This window comes from Terrirubrum flagellatum, assembly GCF_022059845.1.
GTDB lineage: Bacteria > Pseudomonadota > Alphaproteobacteria > Rhizobiales > Beijerinckiaceae > Terrirubrum > Terrirubrum flagellatum.
The window spans coordinates 1,572,928-1,596,336 of the sequence record NZ_CP091851.1 but is presented as its reverse complement, the minus strand read 5'-3'; the positions used below and the strand labels follow the sequence as shown (position 1 = coordinate 1,596,336).

Genomic DNA, 23,409 nt, shown 5'->3' with positions numbered 1-23,409 from the left:
TCCGTCAGCGGCCGCCGCGGGCCACGCGCTCGATCTCGGCCCTTACGAGCCGCTCGACGATCCCCGGCAGGTTGTCGTCGAGCCATTCCTTCAACATCGGCCGCAAAAGCTCGCGGACCACGTCATCGAGGGTCTTTTGGGAGCCAGCGAGAATCGAGCCTGCAAGCGAATGGAACGCCTGTCCGACCGCCGCGCCCGCCTGCTGCGAAATCAGCGGATCAAGCGCCGGTTCAGGTCGCGTCCATTCCGGCTCCGGCTGGCGCATCACCGGTCGGGGCGCGGGAGGCGGCGGCGGAGGAGCGGCCTCGAACTCGGGCTCCGGTTCGGGCGCGGACTCCGGCTCGGGCTCCGGATCGGGAGCATCGGCGAAGACGATTTCGTCGGTCTCCGCCTGCTCCGGCTCATCCTCGAGATCGAGGATGTCGTCTTCGAGCGGCTGCGGCTCGGGCGCTGGAGGCTCGGCGGGCGGCGCGGCTTTCGCAGGCTGATCATCGGCGATGATCCGGCGGATGGAGGCGAGAATCTCCTCCATCGACGGTTCACTGCTTTTGGGACTCGCGCTGCTCATGCCATTTTCCAATCGCCCGCCCGACGATCGAGACGTCGAATCAATTCCCCGCCTCGAACGTTGATTATTGGCGCAAGCGAACAGCGCGCAAGCGGCGCGGACGCCGAGTCCACGGCGAACTTGCCGCGAATATCAGTGACGTTCCGGAAGAAATTGGCGATGCGCGAGACGACGGAGCCGCTGATCGCTCAGCGACCGCCCGGCGTGTCGAGGCCGATGAACTTGTTGCGCACCTGATCGAAATGCACGCGCGCGTCATAGCGCTCCGAGCGCAAGCCGAGAGTAGCCGCGGAGAGACGCCCAGTCGCCGACAGCAACGTATAGGTCGCGACGACGCGATCGCGCTGCGCCGTGACGAGCGCGACGCGGCCGGACGCCACCGTCTGCTGCGCATTGAGAACATCGAGCGTCGTGCGCTGCCCGACCTTCGCCTCTTCACGCACGCCCGCGAGCGCGACTTCAGCGGCCTGCACCTGCGCCTGCGCTGCAGTGACCTGCAGCTTCGTCGCTTCGACCAGCGCCCAGCCGGCGAAAATCGCCTGACGCACCTGATCGCGCACCACATCGACGCTGATCCGCTGCTGGCCAAGCTGCTCTTTCGCCTGACGCACGCGCGAATAGACGATGCCGCCTTCGTAGATCGGAATGCTGACCTGAGCGACCACGGACATGGACGTCCGATCGATGTCGCGGCCCTGCAGATCCCAGCGCCGGGTCAGGGTGCCGACGGCCGACAATGATGGAAACAGATCGGCCTCGACGACGCGGACGTTAAGTTCGGCGGCGTCCACGCCATGTTGCGAGGCCTGGATGGCCGGATGTTCGAGAAAGGCCGACTTGACGGCGCCCTCGGCCGATTTCGGCATCAATCGATCGAGCGGTTTCGCCGGCGCGAGTTGTTTGGCGTCGACGCCGATGCGCTGACGATAGGTCGCAAGCGACGAGCGAAGATTGGATTCCGCCACCGCCGCGTCCGAACGGCCCTGAGCAAGCGACGCCTCGGTCTGCGCGACGTCGGTGCGCGTGACCTCGCCGACATTGAAGCGATCGCGGACCTGCCGCAATTGCTCTTCCAGCACTTCGACGTTGCTGCGACGCACGCCGAGAATGGCGGTGTCGCGCATCACGTTCATGTACGCCGTGACGCCGTCCAGCAGCACCTGCAATTCAGTGTTGCGCAGCGTTTCGCGCGCCGCGAGGACGTTCGACTCCGCCTGGGAGATGCCGTTCGCGATGCGATTGCCGTTCCAGATCGTCTGGTTGACCGTCAACGAGGCGCCGCGCGGAAGGTAATCCTGCACCACCCGTCCGTTTGCCGGCGTTCTGTTGACGTCCTCCTGCGCGCCGACATCGGCTGTGCCGGTCACACGGGGACGATAGGCGCCGACCGCCTGGGACACCGTCTCATCAGTCGCGCGCACCGACGCGCGCTGGGCGTTCAATGTGGGGTTGTTGACGTAAGCGCGCGCCAGAGCGCCCTCGAGCGTTTCCGCCATCACTGACGCGCTGAACGCGAGCATCGCGCCAGCAGCCAGAGCGACGGCCGCCACTCCCCTCCGGAAATGATCCGACATTCACCGATCCTGCACAGGCCGCACAACCATGCGGCGCACCATGGCGTTTTGACACGCCGACTCTTGCCGGAAAGGTAGTGCGGCCGTGAAGCCGACGCAAAGGGTCGACACGCCGCAGCCGCAAAGTTCCCAAAGCTGACGCAAAAAAGCGACACTCGCCGAGAGAAAGCGCGACAAGGCGGCGCAGTATTTGACGATTTTCGTCAGCGCGTCAGCGCCGGGCGAATCAGAATGCGAATTCGACGGGGCGCGCGAACTCGGGAAGGGCTGGCGCGGACGCGTCCAGCAGGACGCGCTCCGCCAGCGCGCCGCCGATCTTGGTGGCGAGCGCCGCCCGCCCCGGCTGATCGGCGCGGATGAAAGCGATCCGTCCGCCCTCTTTCAGAGCCGACGCCCAGGCGGCGGGAATGACGTCCACGGCGCCATTGATGAGGATCGCGTCGACAGGCCCAGGCAGGGACGGCGGCTGGCCGAGCGCGCTTTGAACGACCGTCGCGTTGGTGACGCCCGAGGCGGCGAGCCTCGCCGAGGCGCCCTGCGCCAGGGTCGCGCTGCTCTCCACCCCGGTGACCTTCTCCGCAAGTCGCGCGAGCACAGCCGTGGAATAGCCAAGACCACAGGCGACATCGACGACCTGCTCCGTTCCCTTGAGCGCCAGCGCCTGGATCAGCCGGGCGAGCGTCATCGGCGTCAGGAGCCTCCGGCCCTCGCCGACATCGACCAGCCGGTCGAGATAGGCGACCGCCCTCGCCTCGTCGGGCAGAAAGCGCTCGCGCTCGACCTCATCGAAGGCGGCGAGCAAACGATGGTCGGTGATGTCGAAAGGCCGGAGCTGGCAATCGACCATGTAGCGGCGCGCCTTGGCGAAGTCAGTCATGGCCGTCGTCCCCAACCCGTCCGCGCCGCGGCGCGCTGTCCGCCAGAAGGAATTGGAGGCCTCGGAGGGAATCGAACCCCCGTAGAAGGATTTGCAGTCCTCTGCGTAACCACTCCGCCACGAGGCCTCGCGCTGGCGCGGCGTTCCATATCAGAGATTCCCCATCCGGCAACCGCCGGCGGCCGCCAATCCGGCGATCCGGGGACGACGTCCAAAGCGCTTGCCATGGGGGCCGCATCAGATTATTTGCCGGCCGCGATCCCGGATAGCTCAGCGGTAGAGCAATCGACTGTTAATCGATTGGTCGCAGGTTCGAATCCTGCTCCGGGAGCCATTTTTTTTAAATCAAAGGCTTAGCCGACCTTCAATATCGGCGAAAATCACCGAAAGGTACGAAATAGGTACTTCCGGCCATCTGGGGGAATCGGATGCCGTTGACGCCTGAAGAGCTTCACGCGCGCTGGACGCATCTGATCAAATCCGAGCCGCCCGGCCCTCGACAACACTTCGGCGTGCGATCACCCGCATTCTTGAAATGGGCGGGCGACATCGTCGCTCTTGCTGAGGCGTCGGGACACCCGATGAATCTATCGACGTTGACGATCGCGGTAGACCAAATGCTTGGTCCAGAAACTACTATCAACGATCCAGAGATGGCGCATCAGCAGGTCATCGCGATCCTCTACCGGATGCTTGCGAGAGCTGAGCTGGCGTTACCGCTTAGAGCTCAGGGCGCGTTCATCCCCGCCCGTTCGTCTTTCGAAGCTCACGTCGCGATTTCAAAGGTATTGGGTGAGGCTAGCAATGAAGTGCTGGTCGTTGATCCGTATCTTGATGGGAACGCCCTGGCGGAATTCGTCGTGACCGCGCCCGAAGGCATCTCTGTCCGGCTGCTCGCCGACGCGCAGCACCACAAGGCGAGTCTTCGGCCCGCAATCGTAGCATGGCAGGCGCAGTACGCAGCTACCCGCCCCCTAGAGGCGCGACTCGCACCTGCGAGGACGCTCCATGATCGTCTCATTATAGTAGACGGTCGGGACGCCTACCTCCTGACTCAGTCATTGAACGCCTTCGCGGCCCGCGCGCCGGCGAGCGTTGAACGCTCCAGTCCTGACAACGCAGCACTCAAGGTCGAGGCCTACGAGCAGATTTGGCAAACCGCGACGCCGCTGCCCTAACCGCGTTGGTAGCGCATCTGCTTAGGCGCGGCCGCGACGGCGACAACATTGCGATCACGCCCCGCCTCGCGGATGCGGCGGCGAACGCGCTCGCGAGCACATTTTTCCATTATGACGAAAGCGCCCGCGTTGCGCTGCATGCAAGCGCGTCAGCGACGACGCTCGCCAGTCGGAGCGGATAGCGGTCTCGACCGGAGCGGGGGAAATGGTCGGAGCGGCGGGATTCGAACCCACGACCCCTTGTCCCCCAGACAAGTGCGCTAACCGGGCTGCGCTACGCTCCGACGGCGCGCTCTATAGGCTGTGACCGCCGGAAGCGCAAATGCTTCGAGCTCCTAATATCGAGCGTCAAATCTAAGAATATTGGCTCCCGGAGCAGGATTCGAACCCACGCCCCCTTGTCCCCCAGACAAGTGCGCCAATCGGCCGCCCCGTATTCCGAAGGCGGGCTGCACGCACAGGCCTGTCAGCCCTCTCCGCGCGCCGCAGCGATCATTCGCCGGCAGTCGGACAACTCCTTGAGCGCGCTTTCGAGCTTCGCCCGCGATTCGCGGTTGAGCGCGGCGATGTGAACGACTGAAGGCTCATCTGCGCCGTCGATCGAGTCCTCCCCGGCGACGTCCTCCTCGACCTCGTCGTCCTGCAGATCCTCATGGATCGCGCGCGCGGCCTCGGCGGCGACGGCGGGCGGCGGCGCGCCCGGTCCCGGCGACGATGCCGGCGCGCGGGCAAGCGCCTGCACCTGTTTGACGCCCTGGTCCTTCAGGATGCGCTGCACGCCCTTGATCGTGTAGCCCTGCCCGTAGAGCAGCGCGCGAATACCCTTGATCAACGCGACGTCGTCGGGTCGATAATAGCGACGACCGCCGCCGCGCTTCAGCGGCCTGATCTGCGAGAAGCGCGTTTCCCAGAAGCGCAGCACATGCTGCGGAATATCGAGATCCTCTGCGACCTCGCTGATGGTGCGATAGGCGTCCGGCGCCTTCTCGAATGTGTCCGCCGGCATATTCAACGCGCGCCCGATCTCCATCTCCGCATCGCCGGCGCAAGAAGCGCAGCGTCGCCTTGCGGATCAGCGCCGGACAAACCCGTCCGACTCAATCCTCATCCGGAACGGTCTCACCATTGATGCGCGCCTTCAAGACATTCGACGCCTTGAACACCATGACCCGACGCGGACTGATCGGCACCTCGACGCCGGTCTTCGGATTGCGGCCGACGCGCTCATTCTTCGATCTGACGATGAAGGAGCCGAACGACGACAACTTCACATTCTCGCCGCGTTCGAGGCTGTCGCAGATTTCCTTCAGCACCTGTTCGACAAGTTGCGCCGATTCCGCGCGCGAAAGCCCGAGGCGTTGATAGACAGCCTCGCTCAGGTCGGCCCGTGTTTTTGTTCGGCCCGCCATTCGTCACCTCGCAACCGCAGCCCCCACCGCGGCCGATAAAGATCAGCCTATGAAGGAGTTGTCTCTTGTCAACCCGATAGGCGGCTCAACGCCGCCAGTTCACGCCCTCACCAGCGAATCAGCGCCGATCCCCAGGTGAAGCCCCCTCCCATCGCCTCGATGAGCACGAGATCGCCGTCCTTGATCCGGCCATCGCCGCGCGCCGTCGCGAGCGCAAGCGGAATCGACGCGGCCGACGTATTGCCATGCTTGTCGACGGTCAGCACCACGCGGGCCGGATCGATGCCGAGCTTGTGCGACGTGGCGTCGATGATGCGCCGGTTCGCCTGATGCGGCACGAACCAGTCGATATCAGTCGCGGCGTAGCCTGTGGCGCGCAGCGTTTCCTGGATCGTCTCGGCGAGATTGATCACCGCGTGGCGGAACACTTCGCGTCCTTCCATGCGCAAATGACCCACGGTCTTCGTCGTCGAGGGTCCGCCATCGACATAGAGCTTGTCGCGATAGCGGCCGTCGGAACGCAGATGCGAACTCAGCACGCCACGATCGTTACGACCGCCCGACGAAGGCTGCGCCTCGAGAAGCAACGCGCCTGCGCCGTCGCCGAAGAGCACGCAGGTCGTGCGATCGGTCCAGTCGAGAATGCGCGAGAAAGTTTCAGCGCCGATGACGAGCGCGCGCTTGTAGTCGCCGGAGCGAAGAAACTTGTCGGCCGTGGACAGGCCATAGACGAATCCCGAGCACACCGCGTTCACGTCGAAAGCCGCGCCATGCGTGATGCCGAGTTCGTGCTGCACTTCGGTCGCCGTCGCGGGAAAGGTGTGATCAGGCGTCGAGGTCGCGAGCACGATCAGATCGATGTCGTTAGGCTCGAGCTTCGCTTCGGCAAGCGCCGCGCGCGCCGCCGCCGTGGCGAGGCTTCCCGTGGTTTCGCCCTCGCCCGCGATATGCCGCGACTTGATGCCGGTGCGCTGCGTGATCCAGTCGTCGGAGGTGTCGACCAACGTCGCCATCTCGGCGTTGTCGATGATGCGTTTGGGCAGCGCGGCTCCGCTTCCGCGCACCACAGACCTCAGCTTGTTCATGCGTCGCTCGGTTCCGCGTCGGGGGCGAAGGACAGGCTCATGCGCTGCGCCTCCGTCGCTGCAAGACTGTCTCGGATCATCGTCCGAAGATCATAGTGCGCCATGTCATAGGCGACATCGATGGCGCTGGCGATGCCGCGCGCGTCGGCGCCGCCGTGGCTTTTGACCGCAATGCCTTCGAGGCCGAGAAACACCGCGCCGTTGGCCCGCGACGGGTCCATCTTCTCGCGCAAGGCGGTGAAGGCGCTGCGGGCGAAGAGGTAGCCGATCTTCGCCATGAAGGAGGACGTCATCGCGCCGCGCAGATAGGCGCCGATCTGCTTGGCCGTGCCCTCCGCCGTCTTGAGCGCGATGTTGCCGGTGAAGCCCTCGGTGACGACCACATCGGTCGCGCCCTTGCCAATATCGTCGCCCTCGACGAAGCCGTGATAGGTCATTCCGGGAAGGTTGGCTTCGCGCAGGAACTTGCCGGCCTCCTTCACATCCTCGATGCCCTTCACCTCCTCGACGCCGACATTGAGGAGGCCGACGCTGGGGCGTTCGATGCCTAACACGATGCGGGCCATGGCGGCGCCCATCACGGCGAGCGAGACGAGATGCTTTGAATCCGCGCCGATCGTCGCGCCGACATCGAGCACGATGCTTTCGCTGCGCAGCGTCGGCCACAGGCCGGCCATGGCGGGCCGCTCGATGCCGGACATCAGCTTGAGGCAGAACATCGCCATCGCCATCAGCGCGCCGGTGTTGCCGGCGGAGACCGCGACGTCGGCGTCGCCCTTCTTCACCGCCTCCAGCGCCTGCCACATCGACGAGACGCGCCGCCCCTTGCGCAGCGCCTGGCTCGGCTTGTCGGTCATCGACACCGCGACATCCGTGTGCCTGATATCGACAGCCGCACGCAGCGCGGGATGGGCGTCGAGCGCCGCCTCGATCCGCGCCTTGTCGCCGAACAGCAGGAAACGCAGGCCGGGATGCCGCTCAAGCGCGAGCGCCGCGCCTGGAATGATCACCTCCGGCCCGTGATCGCCGCCCATGGCGTCGATCGAAATGCGCACGATCCTGTCTGACATCTGGAAGACTGGAGAAGGGTCCCGGGGGGAGCGAAGGGCGCGGACCATAGCCATTGTCGGCCCCGCCGCAAGGCCTTGACGGAACGCCATTCCTGGCGGGCGGAGGCGCCGGTGCGGCGCCTATTTCAGGACGAAAGGCTCGCCGGCGGCCGGCGCGATCACTTTCGCCTTCGCGCCCCGCGCCGCCCTGATGAAGGCCTTGGCGTCCGGCGCGAGCGGGGGAAACGACGCGTAGTGGGTGGGCGCGACGGTCTTCACGCCGGGCATGAATTTCTTCACCGCCATAGCCGCGGTCGCCACGCCCATGGTGAAGCGATCCCCGATCGGAACCAAAGCGACCTTCGGTTTGTGGATCTGGCAGATCAGCTTCATGTCGGAGAAGATGTCGGTGTCGCCGCAATGCCAGACGACAGGCTCGCCCTTGATCTTCGGCGTGATCACGATCCCATTGGCGCTGCCGAGAGGGACGTTGACGCCGGCCTCGCCCATGCCCGCGGAATGATCGGCGCGCACCAGTGTGACCGAGAATTCGCCCTGGTCGGTGGTTCCGCCGGTGTTCATGGGATCGAAGCTCTTGAGACCCTGGCTCGCAAGCCACATGCTGAGGTCGTAATTGGTGACGACCTTGGCGCCCGTGTCGGCGGCGATCTTCAAGGCGTCGCCGACGTGATCGCCATGGCCGTGCGTGATCAGGATATGGGTCGCGCCGGCGCTCGCCTCGCCGACATCGCCCTTGAAGGATGGATTGCCGGTCAGGAACGGATCGATCAGCACGACGCTCGATCCGAACTCCAGACGAAAGGCCGAATGGCCGAACCAGATCGCTTTCATGCAACGCCCCGTGCTGTTCGCAACCGCACAGGGACATTGGAGCCGGCCGCAGCAAGGAGCAAGTGCGGCGGCTTGCCCTCGTAACCCCGCTTCGCTAACGCGTCCACGACATGCCAGCCGCTGTTTTCGATGAGGTTGAAGCCTTCGCCCGCGCCCTGCCCGCGCGCGGCGCGCTTGTCGGCCTCGATCTCGGAACGAAGACCATTGGCGTCGCCGTCAGCGACGTCACGCGTCTCGTCGCGACGCCGCTCGAAACCATCCGCCGCGTGAAATTCACGCCTGACGTAGAGAGGCTGGAATCAATCATGGCGGAGCGCGACATCGTCGGCGTCGTGATCGGCCTGCCGCTCAATATGGATGACAGCGAAGGCCCGCGCGCGCAGTCGACGCGCGCCTTCGTCAGGGAATTCGCGAAACGGATTTCAGCGCCGTTCTGTTTTTGGGACGAGCGGCTGTCCACTGACTGGTCGCACGACCATCTGATCGCGCAAGGCATGAAATCGCCCACCGCGCGCGCCGAAGTGATCGATCGCGTCGCGGCGAGCCATATTCTTCAGGGCGCGCTCGACAGGATGCGCGCCCTGAAAGTCTGATTAAAACTACTTGCCGCCGCCGGGGTCGCTCATGCGTTCGTTCGAGACGCCGCCGTCCGGTCGGAAGCCCGGTCCGTAACCGCGACCTCCCCATTGACGGCCGCCCCAGTTGCGCGGGCCGTTGTAGGCGTAGGGCTGCGGACGCGGCTGATATTGCGGCTGGTAATATTGGCGCTGCGGCGCGTAGTAGCCGGGATCGCGATAATATCCGCCGCCGTAATAGCCGTACGCGGGCGCCGGGGCGTAATAGCCGTCGTCATCGTAACGATCACGGCGGCTGCTCGCGATCGCGGCGCCGGCCGCAAGACCCAGCACGCCGAGCGCGATGGCGGCCGCAGCCCGATTGCCGCCGCGGCGCGCATAATAGCGCTTGCGATAGCGGACATCGTTCAGCAGCGACGGGGTCGACTGCTCCACGCCGGCCTGCGTCAACGGCATGGCCTGCGCGCCCGAAGCGAAAGAGCCGGCGGTCAGCGACGCGGCAAGAGCCGCAGCGACAAACGCGCGCGACTTGCGATTGACATTCATGGCGATCTCCTCTGTCCCGCAGGCTGTTCTCAGCCAGCGACCCGGTTTCACCGTGTGCAGGATGATTAACAAAGCCCGCTTGAAGGGCGGATGAACGCCGAACGCGCCACAGCGCGAAAATCTCCGCTTTGCATTCGGCTTTTCCGCGTGCAAACGCCGCCTTGCGCAAGAAAGTTCCAAGAAAGTTCCATGTCTTCCCTCGCCGCCAGCCTCGTCCCCGTCTTTCTCGTCATTCTCGTGGGCTGCGCGACCAAGCTGATCGGCGTCCTCGACCGGGCCGCCTGGGACGGCTTTGAGCGGGTCACTTATTACATCCTCTTCCCCGCCCTGCTCGGCGGCACGCTCGCCATGACCGACCTGCGCAGCGTGCCGGCTCTGTCGCTCGGCGCGACACTCTCGGCCTCGGTGCTGACCATGGCGGCGCTGCTCCTCGCCGCCGCGCCGCTCTTGCGCCAATGGGCCAAGATCGACGGGCCGGCCTTCTGCTCGCTGTTTCAGGGCGCGACGCGCTGGAACAGTTTCGTCGCCATCGCCATGGCGCTCAATCTCTATGGCAAGGAAGGCGTCGCGCTCGCCGCGGTCGCCGCCGTCGCCATGGTGCCGCTGCTCAATATCTGCGCCACGCTCGTGCATTCCTATTACGGCGCTGGAAAACGACTGAACGGCGCGGCTTTCCTGCGCTCGCTCGCCGCCAATCCCTTCATCTGGGCGCCGCTCCTCGGCCTCGCCTGGAGCCTGAGCGGAGTGACGATGCCCGGCGTGTTCGCGACCTCGATCGACGTCATGGGTCGCGCGGCGCTCGCGGCGGGATTGCTCTGCGTCGGCGCCGGTCTCGAAATCTCGGGCCTGCACAGGCCGCGTCCCGCCCTGTTGATCAGCCTCGCCCTGAAGCTGCTGATCATGCCGCTGTTCGCGCTGTTCTGGGCGCGGACCTTCGGCGTGCAGGGGACGGCTCTCGCCATCGCCATGTTGAGCGCGAGCGTGCCGACCGCCAGCGGCTCCTATCTGCTGGCCCGCCAGCTCGGCGGCGATGCGCCGCTGATGGCGGAAATCCTGACGGTCCAGACGCTTGTCGCCATGGTGACGATGCCGCTGATGATGCAGTTGGGCGTCTGACTTCAACATTTCCGTTGAGGCGTTAAAATGATTTTGGTCCTACATTCTTGAGTTGTGCAGCTTGAACACACGCTGAATGCGAGTATATTTCAACTTATATGAGCATTTTTAGCGGACTACTCGCAATGATTACAAGGCTGGCGCCGAAGCCCGGACAGCACGAAATCTTGCCCCACGCGCCCGAGGAGAATGCGTCCGGCTTCAACGCCGGAACTCAACAGTCCGAACGGGATATCGCCATCTATGTCGCGCACATGACGGCGGAAATGGCGGCCATGGCGCGCACGGCGAAGTTCGATCTGCTCGCCTATTTCCTCGACATGGCGCGCATCGAGGCGCGCATCCAGGCCGATCAGAGTCGCTAAGGTCCGGACTCAATCAGGTCCAGCAATTGATGGCGGCGGCGAGAACGACGGCTGAGAGGAAGTTTCGGGCGAGCTTGTCATATCGGGTCGCGACGCGCCGCCAGTCTTTCAAGCGGCAGAACATTCGCTCGATCAGATTGCGCTTGCGATAAGCCTTGCGGTCGAATGGCAGCAGATCTGTTCTGGTCGGATTGTTGGGAATGATGGGCCTGGTTCCGCGCGCGATGAGAAAGCGGCGCAATTCGTTTGAGTCGTAGGCGGTGTCGGCGGCGCATAGCCTCGCTGGCGGCAACAGGTTCAAAAGCGTCGGCGCCAGAGGCGCATCGCCGCGCTGGCCCGGCGTTATCTCGATCGCGATGGCGCGCCCGTGCGTATCGCAGACGGCGTGGATCTTCGTCGTTCGGCCGCCGCGCGAGCGACCGATCGCCTGAGTGTCCGCCCCCCTTTTCCGCCGGCCGCCGAGCGGTGCGCCTTGGCTGTGGTGGAGTCGATGGCCTGGAACTGGTTCGGGCTTAAATGGCGCAGCGCCTCAAACAAATCTCGCCAGATCATACGCCGCGACCAGCGGTTCCAGCGATTATACACCGTTGTGTAGGGACCATAGATCGACGGGCAGTCACGCCACCGGCAGCCCGACTGCAAGACATGAATAATCCCGCTCAGCACGCGGCGATCGTCAACGCGCCGCGCACCCGGCTGGTTTTTCGGCAGGTGCGGCTCGATCGCCGTCCACTGCGCATCGCTCAACCAGAATTCCTGCGCCATGATCCAAACTCCAACATCCTGCTTGAATCACAGCGCAAAGAAAAATCAAATGGATGATTGAGTACGGACCTTAGAGCAACGTGCGGAAAAGTGGGAACCGGTTTTCCGCAAATACGTTGCGACAAACAAAAGACTAAACCGGCCTGAGCGAGACGCGATCGGCGCCATGCCGTTCGATGCGGCCAGCTAGGTCGAGTTCCGCGAGCATCGCCCTCACCTGCCTCACCGGCAGCGCCGCGATGCGCGACAGCTCATCCACTTCGATCGGGCTCGACGACATCAGCCCGAGCAAGCGGCTGTCCGGCGGCACAAGATCGAGCTGTTCGCCGTCGCCGGAATTTTCCCAACCCTCCGGCGCGGTCGGCGCGGCTACGAGACTAAGCTCGGGCCAATCGAGCTCGTCCCAGAGCGGTCGCTGACGCTCCGGCGGCGCGCTGTTCGCCAATAACCCGCCTTCCGCCTGCGGCGGCAGAAGCGGCGTCAGCACGTCGGTCACATGCGAAGGCTCCGAGACCAAGGTCGCGCCCTGCCTGATGAGATCATTCGTCCCCTCCGCGCGCGGATCGAGCGGCGAGCCCGGCACGGCGAACACTTCACGCCCCTGCTCCAGCGCAAAGCGCGCGGTGATCAGCGAGCCTGATTTGCGCGCCGCCTCGACGACGATGGTCGCGAGCGCCAGCCCCGAGATGATGCGATTGCGCCGGGGAAAATCGCGCCCGCGCGGCGTCCATCCGAACGGCATCTCGCTGACCACGGCGCCGCCATTCGCGATGATCTCTTCCGAGAGCGGCTTGTGCTCGCTGGGATAGATGCGGTCATGCCCGCCGGCGAGCACGGCGACGGCACCCGCTTTCAATGACGTCTCATGCGCTTTCGCGTCGATGCCGCGCGCAAGGCCCGACACGATGACATAGCCATGCGCGCCAACGCCCTGCGCCAGCAACTCTGTCATGCGCAGCCCCGCAGCGGAGGCGTTGCGCGAACCGACGATCGCGACCGCCGGACGCGCCAGCGCGCGAAGATCGCCGCGCACGGCGATGAGCGGCGGCGGATCGGCGATCTGCGACAATGCGAAGGGATAGCCTTCCTCGCCCATGGCGACGAAACGCGCTTCAAGCCGCGCCGCCGCAGCGAGTTCCGCCTCCGCTTCCGCGACTGAACAAACCACGACGGTCTTGCCGGCGCGCGCCGCCATGTCGGGCAGCGCGTCGAGCGCCGCGCGCGCGCCGCCATGGCGATTGATCAAGGCGCGAAAGGTGCGCGGACCCACGCCTTCGGAACGGAACAGCCGAAGCCAGTCGAGGCGTTGCGCGTCGGAGAGCAGGATGCGTCGGGCCCCCTGCATCGCCGTTCAACCTTTCTTGCCGATCTTGCTTTCGGTCCCGGCGATCAGGCGGCTGATATTCTCGTGGTGCATGATCACGACGAGCAACCCCATCATCGCAAACAACTGCGCAGCCGCGCCTGCGCCGAGCATCCACAACATGAGGGGCGTCACGATGGTCGCGGCAAGCGCCGCCAGCGAGGAGTAGCGCGAGAGCCAGGCGACCGCGAGCCAGATCGCGATGAAGGCGAGCGCCGCCTTCCAGGCGACGCCGAACAGACAGCCGATGAAGGTCGCGACGCCCTTGCCGCCCTTGAAGCCGAGCCAGACCGGGAAGCAGTGTCCCAACAGCGCGCCGAGACAGCCGAGCAGCGCCAATTGCGGCCCGCCCCACCAATATCCGACCAGCGCGGCGGCCGTGCCTTTCAGCCCGTCGAGCAGCAGCGTCGCGGCGGCGAGCTTCTTGTTGCCGGTGCGCAGCACATTGGTCGCGCCGATATTGCCGGAGCCGATCGTGCGGATGTCGGGCCCGCCCGCAAGCTTCGTCAGCAGCAGGCCGAACGGGATGGAGCCGAGGAGATAGCCTGCGATGAAGATCAGCAGCATCTGCGGCGCGTCCGCCGCCCAGTTCGCCGACTGCAAAAACCAGAAACGCTGCACGAAACCTTGGCCCTTCCCGTTTTGATCAACGGTAGTCGTAGACCACGCGGCCGGCAACGATGGTCTTCACCGCGCGCCCGGTGAGCCGCGCCTCGTCGAACGGCGAATTCTTCGAACGCGATTTCAGCTTCTCGCGATCGACGACCCAGGGAAGATCAGGATCGAGCAGGATGACGTCGCCGGGCGCGCCGGGCGCAAGACGGCCGCCGGGCAATCCCAGCAGTTCCGCCGGCCGCGTCGACATCGCATGCAGCACGCGGCTGAGCGATACGGAGCCGTCATGCACGAGTCTCAGCGCCGCCGACAGCATGGTCTCGACGCCGATCGCGCCATCGGCGCATTCCGCGAAAGGCAGGCGCTTCGTCTCGACATCCTGCGGATTGTGATCCGACACGATCACGTCGATCGTGCCGTCCTCCAGCGCGTCGACGCAGGCGAGCCGGTCGTCCTCATGGCGCAGCGGCGGCGCCACCTTGCAGAAGGAGCGATACTGGCCAACGTCATTTTCGTTCAGCGTGAGATGATTGATCGACACGCCGCAGGTGACGGAGAGCCCGTCCGCCTTGGCGCGCCTGATGATGTCGAGCGACGCGGCGCAGGACACGATGGCGGCGTGATAGCGGCCGCCCGTGAGATGCAGCAGGCGAATGTCGCGCTCCAGCATGATCGTCTCGGCTTCGCGCGGAATGCCGGTGAGACCGAGCCGCGAGCAGAACTCGCCCTCGTTCATCACGCCGTCGCCGATGAGATCGGGATCCTCGACGTGATGGATGACGAGCGAATGGGTCTCCTGCGCATAAACGAGAATGCGCCGCATCACCTGCGCGTTGACGACCGACTTCGGCCCCTCGGCGAAAGCGACGGCGCCGGCCTCCCTGAGAAGCCCGATCTCCGTCATTTCCTCGCCCTTGCGACCCTTGGTCAGCGCCGCCAAGGGATAGACGCGCACGACGGCGCGATCGCGCGCGCGGCGCAGCAGGAAATCGACGATCGCGGGATCATCGACCGGCGGATCGGTGTTCGGCAGGCAGACGAGCGACGTGACGCCGCCGCCGGCCGCGGCTTCGCTCAAGGTGCGCAGCGTCTCGCGATGTTCGGCGCCCGGCTCGCCGGCGAAGGCCTGCATGTCGATCAAGCCCGGCGCAACAATCAGCCCGCGGCATTCCACGATCTCGGCGCCGTCAGGCGCGGACGAGGCGACGACAGAGGGCCCGATCTCGCGGATGACGCCATTCTGGATGAAAAGGCCGCCCTTCTCGTCGCGACCGCTTGCGGGATCGACGAGGCGCGCATTGACGAGCAGCAGCGGGCGCGGATCGGTCTGCGGCACGTCAACGGACTCCCGGAATGTCGTGTTCGCTCGTGAACACGAGCTTGGCATGCTCGCGCGCGAGCGCGACCATCTCGTCGGCGCCCGCCGACGGGCCGCCGATGCGCAGCACCGCATCGCATTTCGCGACAAGGCGCCGCGAAACCGGATGGAAGATTTCGTCGAATGCAGCGTCGCCAACGCGTTGCGAGCCCGCATGTTCGATCAGCGGCAGCGCATACCATTCGCCCATCACGGGGAGATGGCCGGCGCGAAACAGACGCAGCGACGCCTCCGTCATCGCATCCACGTTGGCCTTGATCTTGACGGGATCATCGCCCGTGCCGGATCGATAGGGCCCGGCGACGAGGATCATCAGCGGGCCGCCTGGTTCGCTCGCCATCTGCGCCTCAATGGTTCGGCAGGTTGCGCGCGAGCGCTTCCATGACGGCCATGCGCACCGCGACGCCCATCTCCACCTGCTCGCGGATGAGCGATTGCGCGCCGTCCGCGACCTCGGATGAAATCTCGACGCCTCTGTTCATCGGTCCCGGATGCATCACCAGCGCATCCCCTTTCGCGAAGGCGAGCTTTTCCGCGTCGAGGCCCCAATAGCGGAAATATTCCTTCGAGGACGGCACGAAGCCGCCATTCATGCGCTCGCGCTGCAATCTCAGCATCATGACGATGTCGGCGCCGTTGAGCGCCTTCTTGAGGTCGGTGTGGACCTCGACGCCCATGCGCTCGATGCCGATCGGCAACAGCGTGCGCGGCCCGCAGACTCGCACGCGCGCGCCGAGCGCCTGCAAAAGGATGATGTTCGAGCGCGCAACGCGACTGTGCATGATGTCGCCGCAGATCGTGATCACGAGCCCTTCAATCCGGCCCTTGTTGCGGCGGATGGTGAGCGCGTCGAGCAGCGCCTGCGTCGGATGCTCATGCTGGCCGTCGCCGGCGTTCACGACGGAGCAGTCCACTTTCCGCGAGAGCAGATGCACCGCGCCCGCCGCGTGATGGCGCACGACGATGATGTCAGGCCGCATCGCATTCAGCGTCGCCGCCGTGTCGATCAGCGTCTCGCCCTTCTTCACCGAGGAGGACGACACCGACATGTTCATGACGTCGGCGCCGAGCCGCTTGCCCGCGAGTTCGAACGAGGACTGCGTGCGCGTCGACGGCTCGAAGAACAGGTTGATCTGGGTGCGGCCGCGCAAGGTGGATTTCTTCTTCTCCACCTGGCGCGACAGCGCGACGTAATCCTCGGCCATGTCGAGCAAGGCGACGATGTCAGGACGGGAAAGCCCCTCGATGCCCAGAAGGTGGCGATGGGGGAAGCTCGAAAGCGAATTATGCGCGCTCATCGAAGGCGACCGCTTAGGGCGTCGCCGCCTTCCCGGCAAGCGCCGATCGTCGCCTCAGCAGGATTGATCACAGCTTCGCAGCCGACGCGCTTGACAGAGCCGGTCCGGCGGCGCTACTTAACCTATAAGTTAAATGACGATTTCGGACCGGACGCATTCGCGTTCGATCCGGCAGCCGGGAGTCAGGCGATGAACTGGCTCAATCGCTATGCGCGCTTCTGGTCGACGAAGCTCGACCGTCTCGCCGCCCTTGTGGAGGAGAAGAAGAAATGTCCGCCCAGCTCGCCGGAGACCAACGCCCCCACCTCACCCTCCAACGTCGTTTCCATGCCACGCCGGCGCAAATCTTCGGAGCCTGGACCGACCCGAAACAGCTGATCCGCTGGTTCGGCCCCGACGAGGGCAAGGTCGAGAGCGCGAAGACCGATCTGCGTGTCGGCGGCCGCTACCACATCGTCTTCTTCACCGAGGACGGCGAGATGCATGACGTCAGCGGCGTCTATCAGGAGGTGGTGACGAACGAGAAGCTGAAATTCACCTGGCGCTGGATCACGCTGCCGGAGCGCGAGTCGCTCGTGACCGTCACGCTGAAAGCGGACGGCGATCACACCATCATGACGCTGCTGCACGAACAGTTCTTCGACGAGAATGCGCGCGACGGCCATCGCGAAGGCTGGACCGGCGCGTTCGACAAGCTGGAGAAACTGTTCGCCTCCGCGTGAGTTGAACGGTCTGCGCAAACAAAACTTGGAGGAAAACGTGACTTACGTCGACGGCTTCGTCGTGCCGGTGCCGAAGAAGAAACTGCCTGACTATCTCAAGCTGGCGCGGCGCGCCCGCAAGGTCTGGATGGAGCATGGCGCGCTGAGCTATGTCGAGGCGGTCGCCGACGACGCGCCTGTCGGAGAGATCACGTCCTTTCCGCGCAGCGTGAAGCTGAAGCCTGATGAGACCGTGATCTTTTCCTGGATCACTTACATCTCGCGCAAGCATCGCGACCGCGTGATGGCGAAGGTGATGAAGGATCCGCGGCTCATGGCCGGCATGGATCCGAAAACCATGCCGTTCGACGCCAAGCGGATGATCTATGGCGGCTTCAAGATCGCGGTCGCCGCTGAACGCGCTTCGCAATGATTTCAACGGCTCAAAGGAGAAACGCCATGCAGCATCAAATCGTCTCGCGCGAGGAATGGATCGCAGCGCGCAAAGCCCATCTCGCCAACGAGAAGAAGTTCACGCAGATGCGTGACGAATTGAGCGCCGAACGCCGCGCCCTTCCCTGGACGAAGATCGACAAGAACTACATGTTCGATGGTCCCGACGGGAAGGAGACGCTGGCCGAGCTGTTCGATGGCAAGAGCCAGCTCATTATCTATCACTTCATGTTCGCGCCCGGCGCGACGGAAGGCTGCCCCGGCTGCTCGTTCCTCGCCGATCATATCGATGGCGCGAATCTGCATCTCGCCCATCACGACATCGCCTTCGTCGTCGTATCACGCGGGAAGCGCGAGGAGTTTGAGCCCTACAAGAAGCGCATGGGCTGGAATTTCAAATGGGTGTCGTCGAACGGCTCGGACTTCAACTACGATTTCGACGTCTCGCACACCAAAGAGCAGCTCGCAAAAGGCGAAGCCGTCTATAATTTCGCGGCCATGGAAGGCGACTATGACGGCGAGCTGCCGGGAGTCAGCGTCTTCTACAGGGATGAGAAAGGCGACATCTTCCGCACCTATTCCGCTTACGCCCGCGGCGGCGACATTCTCATCGGCGCCTACAACTATCTCGACCTGATGCCGAAGGGCCGCAATGAAAGTTCGACCATGAACTGGATGAAGCGGCACGACGAATATGAGGGCGTGAAGAAGGCGAAGGGCGCGCCGAGCTGCTGCGGCTAAGAAACGGCGCAGCGGGCGAGGCTACGCGTTCTCATCGCGATCTGGCGGAGGACATCGCCAAGTCCTCCGCGATCTCATCAACAGGAAACCATCGATGTCCCGAATGATCACCGTTAGCCTGCCGGTCGCCGACCTGAAAGCGTCGAAGGCTTTTTACGCCGCCCTGGGCTTCGTCAATAATTCGCAATTCACGGACGACACCGCGGCGTTGATGGTGTGGAGCAAGTCAATCAGCGTCATGCTTTTGACCCACAAGAAATGGCGCACATTTACGACACGCCCGATTCCACCGAACACATCGAGCGAGGTCGCGCTCAATATCTCCTGCGATTCACGCGAACATGTCGATGCAATGAACATATCGGCCGCGAAAAACGGCGGAATCGCCGACATCAATCCGGTTCAGGATCACGGGTCCATGTATGGTCGCGACTTCACTGATCCCGACGGTCACGTCTGGGGCGCGATGTGGATGGACGAGACGGCGATGAATGCTCCGCAATGCGCTGGGTGACGCCCATCATAGTATTAGCGCGCGGAGTGAGGGTGGCCTCGTTCTCCCTCCAGATGTCATGGCTGGGCTTGACCCGGCCATCCAGCAGATTGGCGCATCGGTCTGGATCGCCGGCTCAAGGCCGGCGATGACGGCTGGAAGGGAGAAGAGCGCTTAATTGGTGAACCACGCGGTCTGGCGCTTGACATTTCATGACTAAATTCCTATTATTGATCTTGCCTCTGCTCTTCTCGGGGCCGTCCGGGTCAGGACCGAACGGGAGCAGAGGGCGGACCTGCGGGTTCTGATCGCGACCTGGCTTTCAGGACTCCCGGGAGCTTCCGACAGCACGTCCGCCCGACAATACGATCGGGCCGCCCCATGAGGGCCTTAAGCGGTACGCCGCGGAGAGCGTGCGGCGGGAGGCTGTAAAATCCGCGCCGGGAGCGCCGGAAGGCGAAATCCCACCATTCATTTTGGCCGCGCCTATCAGGCGCTCCCGGCCTCCCCTGGAGGCGAGGATGAAGGGAAGAGAGCAAAGCGGAGAGGACATGGAGCCGCGCTTCGCAGGCGAGAATTTCGCGCGCCACCCTCCCCTTGAGGGGGGAGGGTCGATCCGAGCGCCAGCGAGGATCGGGGTGGGGTGAACTGCAATCACGCTATTACACCCCACCCCGCTCGTCGCCGCGCTCCGCGCGCCGCCGTGCGACCCTCCCCCTCAAGGGGAGGGTGAATGCAAATCCCGAAGCGCCGCACCCGATGACGAACCTTCGCGTCGCGCTGGAATGACAAGCTGGATGGACGAAAGCGCGCCTCCTATATGAAGGACGTCGCTTTGTGTGCACCGTCACGAATCCATGTCCGACCGCCCTACCCCGCGCATCGTCATCCGCTACTGCACCCAGTGCCAATGGCTTCTGCGCGCCGGCTGGATGGCGCAGGAACTCCTCTCCACCTTCGGGACCGATCTCGGCGAGGTCGCGCTGGAGCCGGGAACGGGCGGCGTGTTCGAGGTGACCTATGACGGCGAGACCATCTGGGAGCGGAAGGCGGACGGCGGATTTCCCGACGCCAAGGCGCTGAAGCAAAGGGTGCGCGACCGGCTCGATCCCGGCCGGGACCTCGGCCATATCGACCGGCATGCGCGGCCGGCGGAGGGGTGAGCCGCACCGGGCGGATTCGAGCGATTTGAGCCGCCAGGGCCGCCTTCCCGGCTAGATCGAGAAATATAATACATTGATTTATAATAAGAAAATGCCGACATGAACAAGTCACGCGGCTTGCTCATTTGACACGCCGCAGCCTTTCAACCAGTTTCCGGCCGCCTCCGGGACCCCAGTTTGTGCGGCTCCCGGCTCCCCACATGACCCCAGGTTTCATGAAAGTTCTCGTCGTCGAATCGCCCGCCAAGGCGAAGACAATCAACAAATATTTGGGCCGCGACTTCGAGGTCGTGGCGTCCTTCGGCCATATCCGCGACCTCCCCTCCAAGGACGGATCGGTCGACCCCGACGACGATTTCAGGATGAAGTGGGAGCTCGACGCCCGCGGCGCGAAGCAGGTCGCCGAGATCGCCAAAGCGGTCAAAGGCGCCGAGAAGCTGATCCTCGCCACCGACCCCGATCGCGAGGGCGAAGCGATCTCCTGGCATCTGCTCGAAACGCTGCGCGACAAGAAGGCGCTCAAGGGCATGCCGGTCGAGCGCGTCACCTTCAACGCCATCACCAAGCAGTCGGTCGAGGAGGCGCTGAAGGCGCCGCGCCAGATCGACCAGGCGCTCGTCGACGCCTATCTCGCGCGCCGCGCGCTCGACTATCTCGTCGGCTTCAATCTCTCGCCGGTGCTGTGGCGCAAATTGCCGGGCGCCCGTTCGGCCGGCCGCGTTCAGTCCGTCGCGCTGCGCATTGTCTCGGATCGCGAGCGCGAGATCGAGATGTTCGTCCCGCGCGAATACTGGTCGATCGTCGCGACGCTGAAGACGAAGGACAACGCCTCCTTCGAGGCGCGCCTCGTTGGCGCCGACGGCAAGCGCATCCAGCGGCTCGATGTCGGCACGGCGGCGGAGGCGGAAGCCTTCAAGCATGCGCTTGAGTCAGCGGTGTTCACCGTCGCGTCGGTCGAGGCGAAGCCGGCCAAGCGCAACCCCGCCCCGCCCTTCACCACCTCGACGCTGCAGCAGGAGGCGTCGCGCAAGCTCGGCTTCGCGCCGGCGCGCACCATGCAGCTCGCGCAGCGCCTCTATGAAGGCGTCGATATCGGCGGCGAGACCGTCGGCCTCATCACCTATATGCGTACGGACGGCGTCGACATGGACCCGAGCGCCGTCACCGGCGTGCGCAAGGTGATCGAGAAAGAGTTCGGCGGAAAATACCTACCCGATGCTCCGCGCAAATATACGACCAAGGCGAAGAACGCGCAGGAAGCGCACGAGGCGATCCGCCCGACCGACGCCTCTCGCCTCCCCGCGCATCTGCGCAAGAAGCTCGATGACGATCAGTGGCGCCTTTACGAGCTGATCTGGACGCGCACCGTTGCGAGCCAGATGCCATCGGCCGATCTCATGCGCACCACGGTCGACATCGACGCCAAGGCGAACAAGCGCATCATCAATCTGCGCGCCACCGGACAGGTGATCATGTTCGACGGCTTCCTGACGCTCTATCAGGAAGGCAAGGACGACGAAGGCGACGACGAGGATGCAAACCGCCTGCCGCCGATGAGCGAAGGCGATCCGCTGAAGCGCGAGACAATCGACATCGCCCAGCATTTCACCGAGCCGCCGCCGCGCTACAGCGAGGCGAGCCTGGTGAAGCGCATGGAGGAGCTTGGCATCGGTCGCCCCTCGACCTATGCCTCGATCATCTCGGTGCTGAAGGATCGCGACTATGTCGCGCTCGACAAGAAGCGCCTCGTGCCCCAGGACAAGGGCCGCATCGTCACCGCGTTCCTCGAGCATTTCTTCCCGAAATACGTCGAGTACGACTTCACCGCTGGTCTTGAGGAAGAACTCGACAAGATTTCGGCCGACGAGCTGAACTGGCAGGAGTTCCTGCGCCGATTCTGGAAGGATTTCTCGTCCGCCGTCGGCGAGACGAAGGAATTGCGCACGACCGAAGTGCTCGATGCGCTCAATGATTATCTCGGCGCTTATATCTTCCCGAAGCGCGCCGACGGCGTCGATCCCCGCGCCTGCCCGAACTGCGGCAACGGTCAACTCTCGCTCAAGATGGGCAAGTTCGGCGCCTTCATCGGTTGCTCGAACTATCCCGAATGCCGCTTCACGCGTCAGCTCACCGCGAGCGCGGCCGGCGACGAGGTCGGAACGGGAGAGAACGGCCAGAACGGCGTGCGCAAGCTCGGCGTCGATCCCGAGTCAGGTCTTGAAGTCACCGTGCGCGACGGCCGTTTCGGCCCTTATCTCCAGCTTGGCGAAGGCGGCGGCAAGGACGAGAAGCCGAAACGCTCGTCGCTGCCGAAGGGAATTACGCCCGACACAATCGATCTCGAACGCGCGCTGAAACTGCTGTCGCTGCCGCGCGAGGTCGCGAAACATCCGGAGTCGGGCAAGCCCATTCTCGCCGGCATCGGCCGTTACGGGCCTTACGTCCAGCACGAGAAGACCTACGCCAATATCGGCAAGGACGATGATATTCTGGAGATCGGCGACAACCGCGCGATCGATCTGATCATCACCAAGGAGCAGATCGGCGCGTCGCGTCCGGGTCGCGGCGGCGCTGGGCGCCCGCTCGGCGAGGCGCCGGGGCTCGGCCAGATTTCGGCGAAGGCCGGCCGCTATGGCCCCTATGTCACCAACGGCAAGATCAACGCTACCTTGCCGAAGGAGATGACGGCGGAAGCCGTGACGCTCGAAGAAGCGATCGCGGTCCTGAAAGCCCGCGCCGAGAATGGCGGCGGCAAAGAGAAGGGCGTCAGCGTCGGCCCGAACGATCGCCTGCTTGGCAACGACGACGTGCTGGGCACGCTTGTGGTGAAGGCCGGCCGCTTCGGCGCCTATGTCACCAACGGCAAGGTCAACGCCACGATCCCGAAATCGATGGCGCCGGATCAGGTGTCGCTTCAGGACGCGATCGATCTCGTTCGCGCGAGAGAGGCGAGCGCTCCAGCGAAGAAGCCCGCGAAAGCCGCGAAGAAGGCGAAAGCCGGCGACGCCGACGAGAAACCCGCGGCGAAGGCTCCGGCGAAGAAAGCGCCCGCATCGCGCGCGCCAGCGAAAACTGCGAAGACAAGCGCTGCAAAGAAGCCACCGGCAAAAAAAGCCGCGGCCAAGAAAGTTGCGAAGAAGTAGCTTTCCATTTCTATTGTCGTCCCGGGGCGCGTTGAAAGCGCGAACCCCGGACCCCAAAAATATTGCGACTGACGCAATGGGTTCCGGGCTCGCGGTTGAAGC

General features: G+C 64.4%; 24 protein-coding genes, 3 tRNA genes and 1 pseudogene. 11 read left to right on the top strand and 17 right to left on the bottom strand.

The window, feature by feature from the left end; genetic code table 11:
• Nucleotides 1-4 precede the first annotated feature (4 nt).
• The 4 genes from L8F45_RS30900 to L8F45_RS07770 form a co-directional block, all read right to left on the bottom strand.
• Nucleotides 5-532: a PopZ family protein gene (locus tag L8F45_RS30900; RefSeq protein WP_483411916.1), complete on the bottom strand. Its 528-nt coding sequence runs from the start codon at nt 530-532 to the stop codon at nt 5-7.
• Nucleotides 533-756: 224 nt separating this feature from the next.
• The gene (locus L8F45_RS07780) at nt 757-2,142 is read right to left on the bottom strand and encodes a TolC family outer membrane protein (protein WP_342362302.1); all 1,386 of its coding nucleotides are present in this window, start codon (nt 2,140-2,142) and stop codon (nt 757-759) included.
• Nucleotides 2,143-2,368: 226 nt separating this feature from the next.
• Nucleotides 2,369-3,019, bottom strand: coding sequence for a protein-L-isoaspartate O-methyltransferase family protein (locus L8F45_RS07775; protein WP_342362301.1), 651 nt, complete (start codon nt 3,017-3,019; stop codon nt 2,369-2,371).
• Between the two features lie 53 nt (nt 3,020-3,072).
• Nucleotides 3,073-3,146: transfer RNA gene (locus L8F45_RS07770), tRNA-Cys, on the bottom strand.
• 132 nt (nt 3,147-3,278) lie between these two features.
• On the opposite strand from L8F45_RS07770, the gene L8F45_RS07765 reads away from it, so the two are divergent.
• Together L8F45_RS07765 and L8F45_RS07760 are read left to right on the top strand one after the other, a co-directional pair.
• Nucleotides 3,279-3,353: transfer RNA gene (locus tag L8F45_RS07765), tRNA-Asn, on the top strand.
• Nucleotides 3,354-3,447: 94 nt separating this feature from the next.
• Nucleotides 3,448-4,197: a phosphatidylserine/phosphatidylglycerophosphate/cardiolipin synthase family protein gene (locus L8F45_RS07760; protein WP_342362300.1), complete on the top strand. Its 750-nt coding sequence runs from the start codon at nt 3,448-3,450 to the stop codon at nt 4,195-4,197.
• Nucleotides 4,198-4,403: 206 nt separating this feature from the next.
• Here the strand turns inward: L8F45_RS07760 and L8F45_RS07755 are convergent.
• The 6 genes from L8F45_RS07755 to L8F45_RS07730 all read right to left on the bottom strand — a co-directional run bounded on the left by L8F45_RS07755 (nt 4,404) and on the right by L8F45_RS07730 (nt 8,592).
• Nucleotides 4,404-4,481: transfer RNA gene (locus L8F45_RS07755), tRNA-Pro, on the bottom strand.
• A gap of 182 nt (nt 4,482-4,663) precedes the next feature.
• A complete protein-coding gene (locus tag L8F45_RS07750) occupies nt 4,664-5,227 on the bottom strand; it encodes a MerR family transcriptional regulator (RefSeq protein WP_342362299.1) in 564 nt (187 codons plus the stop codon).
• A 67-nt stretch (nt 5,228-5,294) separates the two neighbouring features.
• Nucleotides 5,295-5,606, bottom strand: a complete 312-nt coding sequence (locus L8F45_RS07745; RefSeq protein WP_342362298.1) for an integration host factor subunit alpha — start codon at nt 5,604-5,606, stop codon at nt 5,295-5,297.
• Nucleotides 5,607-5,713: 107 nt separating this feature from the next.
• The gene (locus L8F45_RS07740; protein ID WP_342362297.1) at nt 5,714-6,691 is read right to left on the bottom strand and encodes a beta-ketoacyl-ACP synthase III; all 978 of its coding nucleotides are present in this window, start codon (nt 6,689-6,691) and stop codon (nt 5,714-5,716) included.
• Nucleotides 6,688-7,761, bottom strand: coding sequence for a phosphate acyltransferase PlsX (gene plsX / locus L8F45_RS07735; protein ID WP_342362296.1), 1,074 nt, complete (start codon nt 7,759-7,761; stop codon nt 6,688-6,690). Before plsX ends, L8F45_RS07740 begins: the two co-directional genes overlap by 4 nt.
• Before the next feature lie 120 nt (nt 7,762-7,881).
• Entirely contained in the window at nt 7,882-8,592 is a 711-nt protein-coding gene (locus tag L8F45_RS07730) for a metal-dependent hydrolase (RefSeq protein ID WP_342362295.1), read from the bottom strand.
• A 110-nt stretch (nt 8,593-8,702) separates the two neighbouring features.
• Here L8F45_RS07730 and ruvX point away from each other — a divergent pair, with 110 nt between their 5' ends.
• Entirely contained in the window at nt 8,703-9,185 is a 483-nt protein-coding gene (ruvX, locus tag L8F45_RS07725; protein WP_342362294.1) for a Holliday junction resolvase RuvX, read from the top strand.
• A 6-nt stretch (nt 9,186-9,191) separates the two neighbouring features.
• Here the strand turns inward: ruvX and L8F45_RS07720 are convergent, their stop codons facing one another.
• A complete protein-coding gene (locus L8F45_RS07720; protein WP_342362293.1) occupies nt 9,192-9,713 on the bottom strand; it encodes a hypothetical protein in 522 nt (173 codons plus the stop codon).
• A gap of 189 nt (nt 9,714-9,902) precedes the next feature.
• On the opposite strand from L8F45_RS07720, the gene L8F45_RS07715 reads away from it, so the two are divergent.
• Both L8F45_RS07715 and L8F45_RS07710 read left to right on the top strand, forming a co-directional pair.
• Nucleotides 9,903-10,829, top strand: a complete 927-nt coding sequence (locus tag L8F45_RS07715) for an AEC family transporter (protein ID WP_342362292.1) — start codon at nt 9,903-9,905, stop codon at nt 10,827-10,829.
• 167 nt (nt 10,830-10,996) lie between these two features.
• Nucleotides 10,997-11,194 carry a hypothetical protein gene (locus tag L8F45_RS07710; protein ID WP_342362291.1) on the top strand — a complete coding sequence of 66 codons (198 nt, stop codon included), beginning with the start codon at nt 10,997-10,999 and terminating at the stop codon, nt 11,192-11,194.
• Between the two features lie 13 nt (nt 11,195-11,207).
• Here L8F45_RS07710 and L8F45_RS07705 read toward each other — a convergent pair.
• The 6 genes and pseudogenes from L8F45_RS07705 to L8F45_RS07680 form a co-directional block, all read right to left on the bottom strand.
• A pseudogene (locus L8F45_RS07705) lies at nt 11,208-11,959 on the bottom strand (IS5 family transposase).
• Between the two features lie 133 nt (nt 11,960-12,092).
• Complete coding sequence (gene dprA, locus L8F45_RS07700) at nt 12,093-13,286, bottom strand: DNA-processing protein DprA (protein WP_342363394.1); 1,194 nt, start codon at nt 13,284-13,286, stop codon at nt 12,093-12,095.
• A 24-nt stretch (nt 13,287-13,310) separates the two neighbouring features.
• Nucleotides 13,311-13,889: a glycerol-3-phosphate 1-O-acyltransferase PlsY gene (gene plsY, locus L8F45_RS07695; RefSeq protein WP_342363393.1), complete on the bottom strand. Its 579-nt coding sequence runs from the start codon at nt 13,887-13,889 to the stop codon at nt 13,311-13,313.
• Nucleotides 13,890-13,968: 79 nt separating this feature from the next.
• Entirely contained in the window at nt 13,969-15,273 is a 1,305-nt protein-coding gene (locus L8F45_RS07690; protein WP_342362290.1) for a dihydroorotase, read from the bottom strand.
• A gap of 1 nt (nt 15,274) precedes the next feature.
• A complete protein-coding gene (locus L8F45_RS07685) occupies nt 15,275-15,631 on the bottom strand; it encodes a DUF4406 domain-containing protein (protein WP_342363392.1) in 357 nt (118 codons plus the stop codon).
• 31 nt (nt 15,632-15,662) lie between these two features.
• A complete protein-coding gene (locus tag L8F45_RS07680) occupies nt 15,663-16,613 on the bottom strand; it encodes an aspartate carbamoyltransferase catalytic subunit (protein ID WP_342362289.1) in 951 nt (316 codons plus the stop codon).
• A gap of 269 nt (nt 16,614-16,882) precedes the next feature.
• On the opposite strand from L8F45_RS07680, the gene L8F45_RS07675 reads away from it, so the two are divergent.
• The 6 genes from L8F45_RS07675 to topA all read left to right on the top strand — a co-directional run bounded on the left by L8F45_RS07675 (nt 16,883) and on the right by topA (nt 23,307).
• Nucleotides 16,883-17,335 (top strand): SRPBCC family protein, encoded by a 453-nt coding sequence (locus L8F45_RS07675; RefSeq protein WP_342362288.1) that lies wholly within the window; start codon nt 16,883-16,885, stop codon nt 17,333-17,335.
• Between the two features lie 37 nt (nt 17,336-17,372).
• Nucleotides 17,373-17,747 (top strand): DUF1428 domain-containing protein, encoded by a 375-nt coding sequence (locus tag L8F45_RS07670; protein WP_342362287.1) that lies wholly within the window; start codon nt 17,373-17,375, stop codon nt 17,745-17,747.
• A gap of 26 nt (nt 17,748-17,773) precedes the next feature.
• Nucleotides 17,774-18,508, top strand: a complete 735-nt coding sequence (locus L8F45_RS07665; RefSeq protein WP_342362286.1) for a DUF899 domain-containing protein — start codon at nt 17,774-17,776, stop codon at nt 18,506-18,508.
• 94 nt (nt 18,509-18,602) lie between these two features.
• On the top strand, nt 18,603-19,022 hold the full coding sequence (locus L8F45_RS07660) for a VOC family protein (RefSeq protein ID WP_342362285.1): 420 nt from the start codon (nt 18,603-18,605) through the stop codon (nt 19,020-19,022).
• A gap of 836 nt (nt 19,023-19,858) precedes the next feature.
• Complete coding sequence (locus tag L8F45_RS07655) at nt 19,859-20,164, top strand: Rdx family protein (protein ID WP_342362284.1); 306 nt, start codon at nt 19,859-19,861, stop codon at nt 20,162-20,164.
• A gap of 215 nt (nt 20,165-20,379) precedes the next feature.
• Nucleotides 20,380-23,307: a type I DNA topoisomerase gene (gene topA, locus L8F45_RS07650; protein ID WP_342363391.1), complete on the top strand. Its 2,928-nt coding sequence runs from the start codon at nt 20,380-20,382 to the stop codon at nt 23,305-23,307.
• The last annotated feature ends 102 nt before the right edge of the window (nt 23,308-23,409 follow it).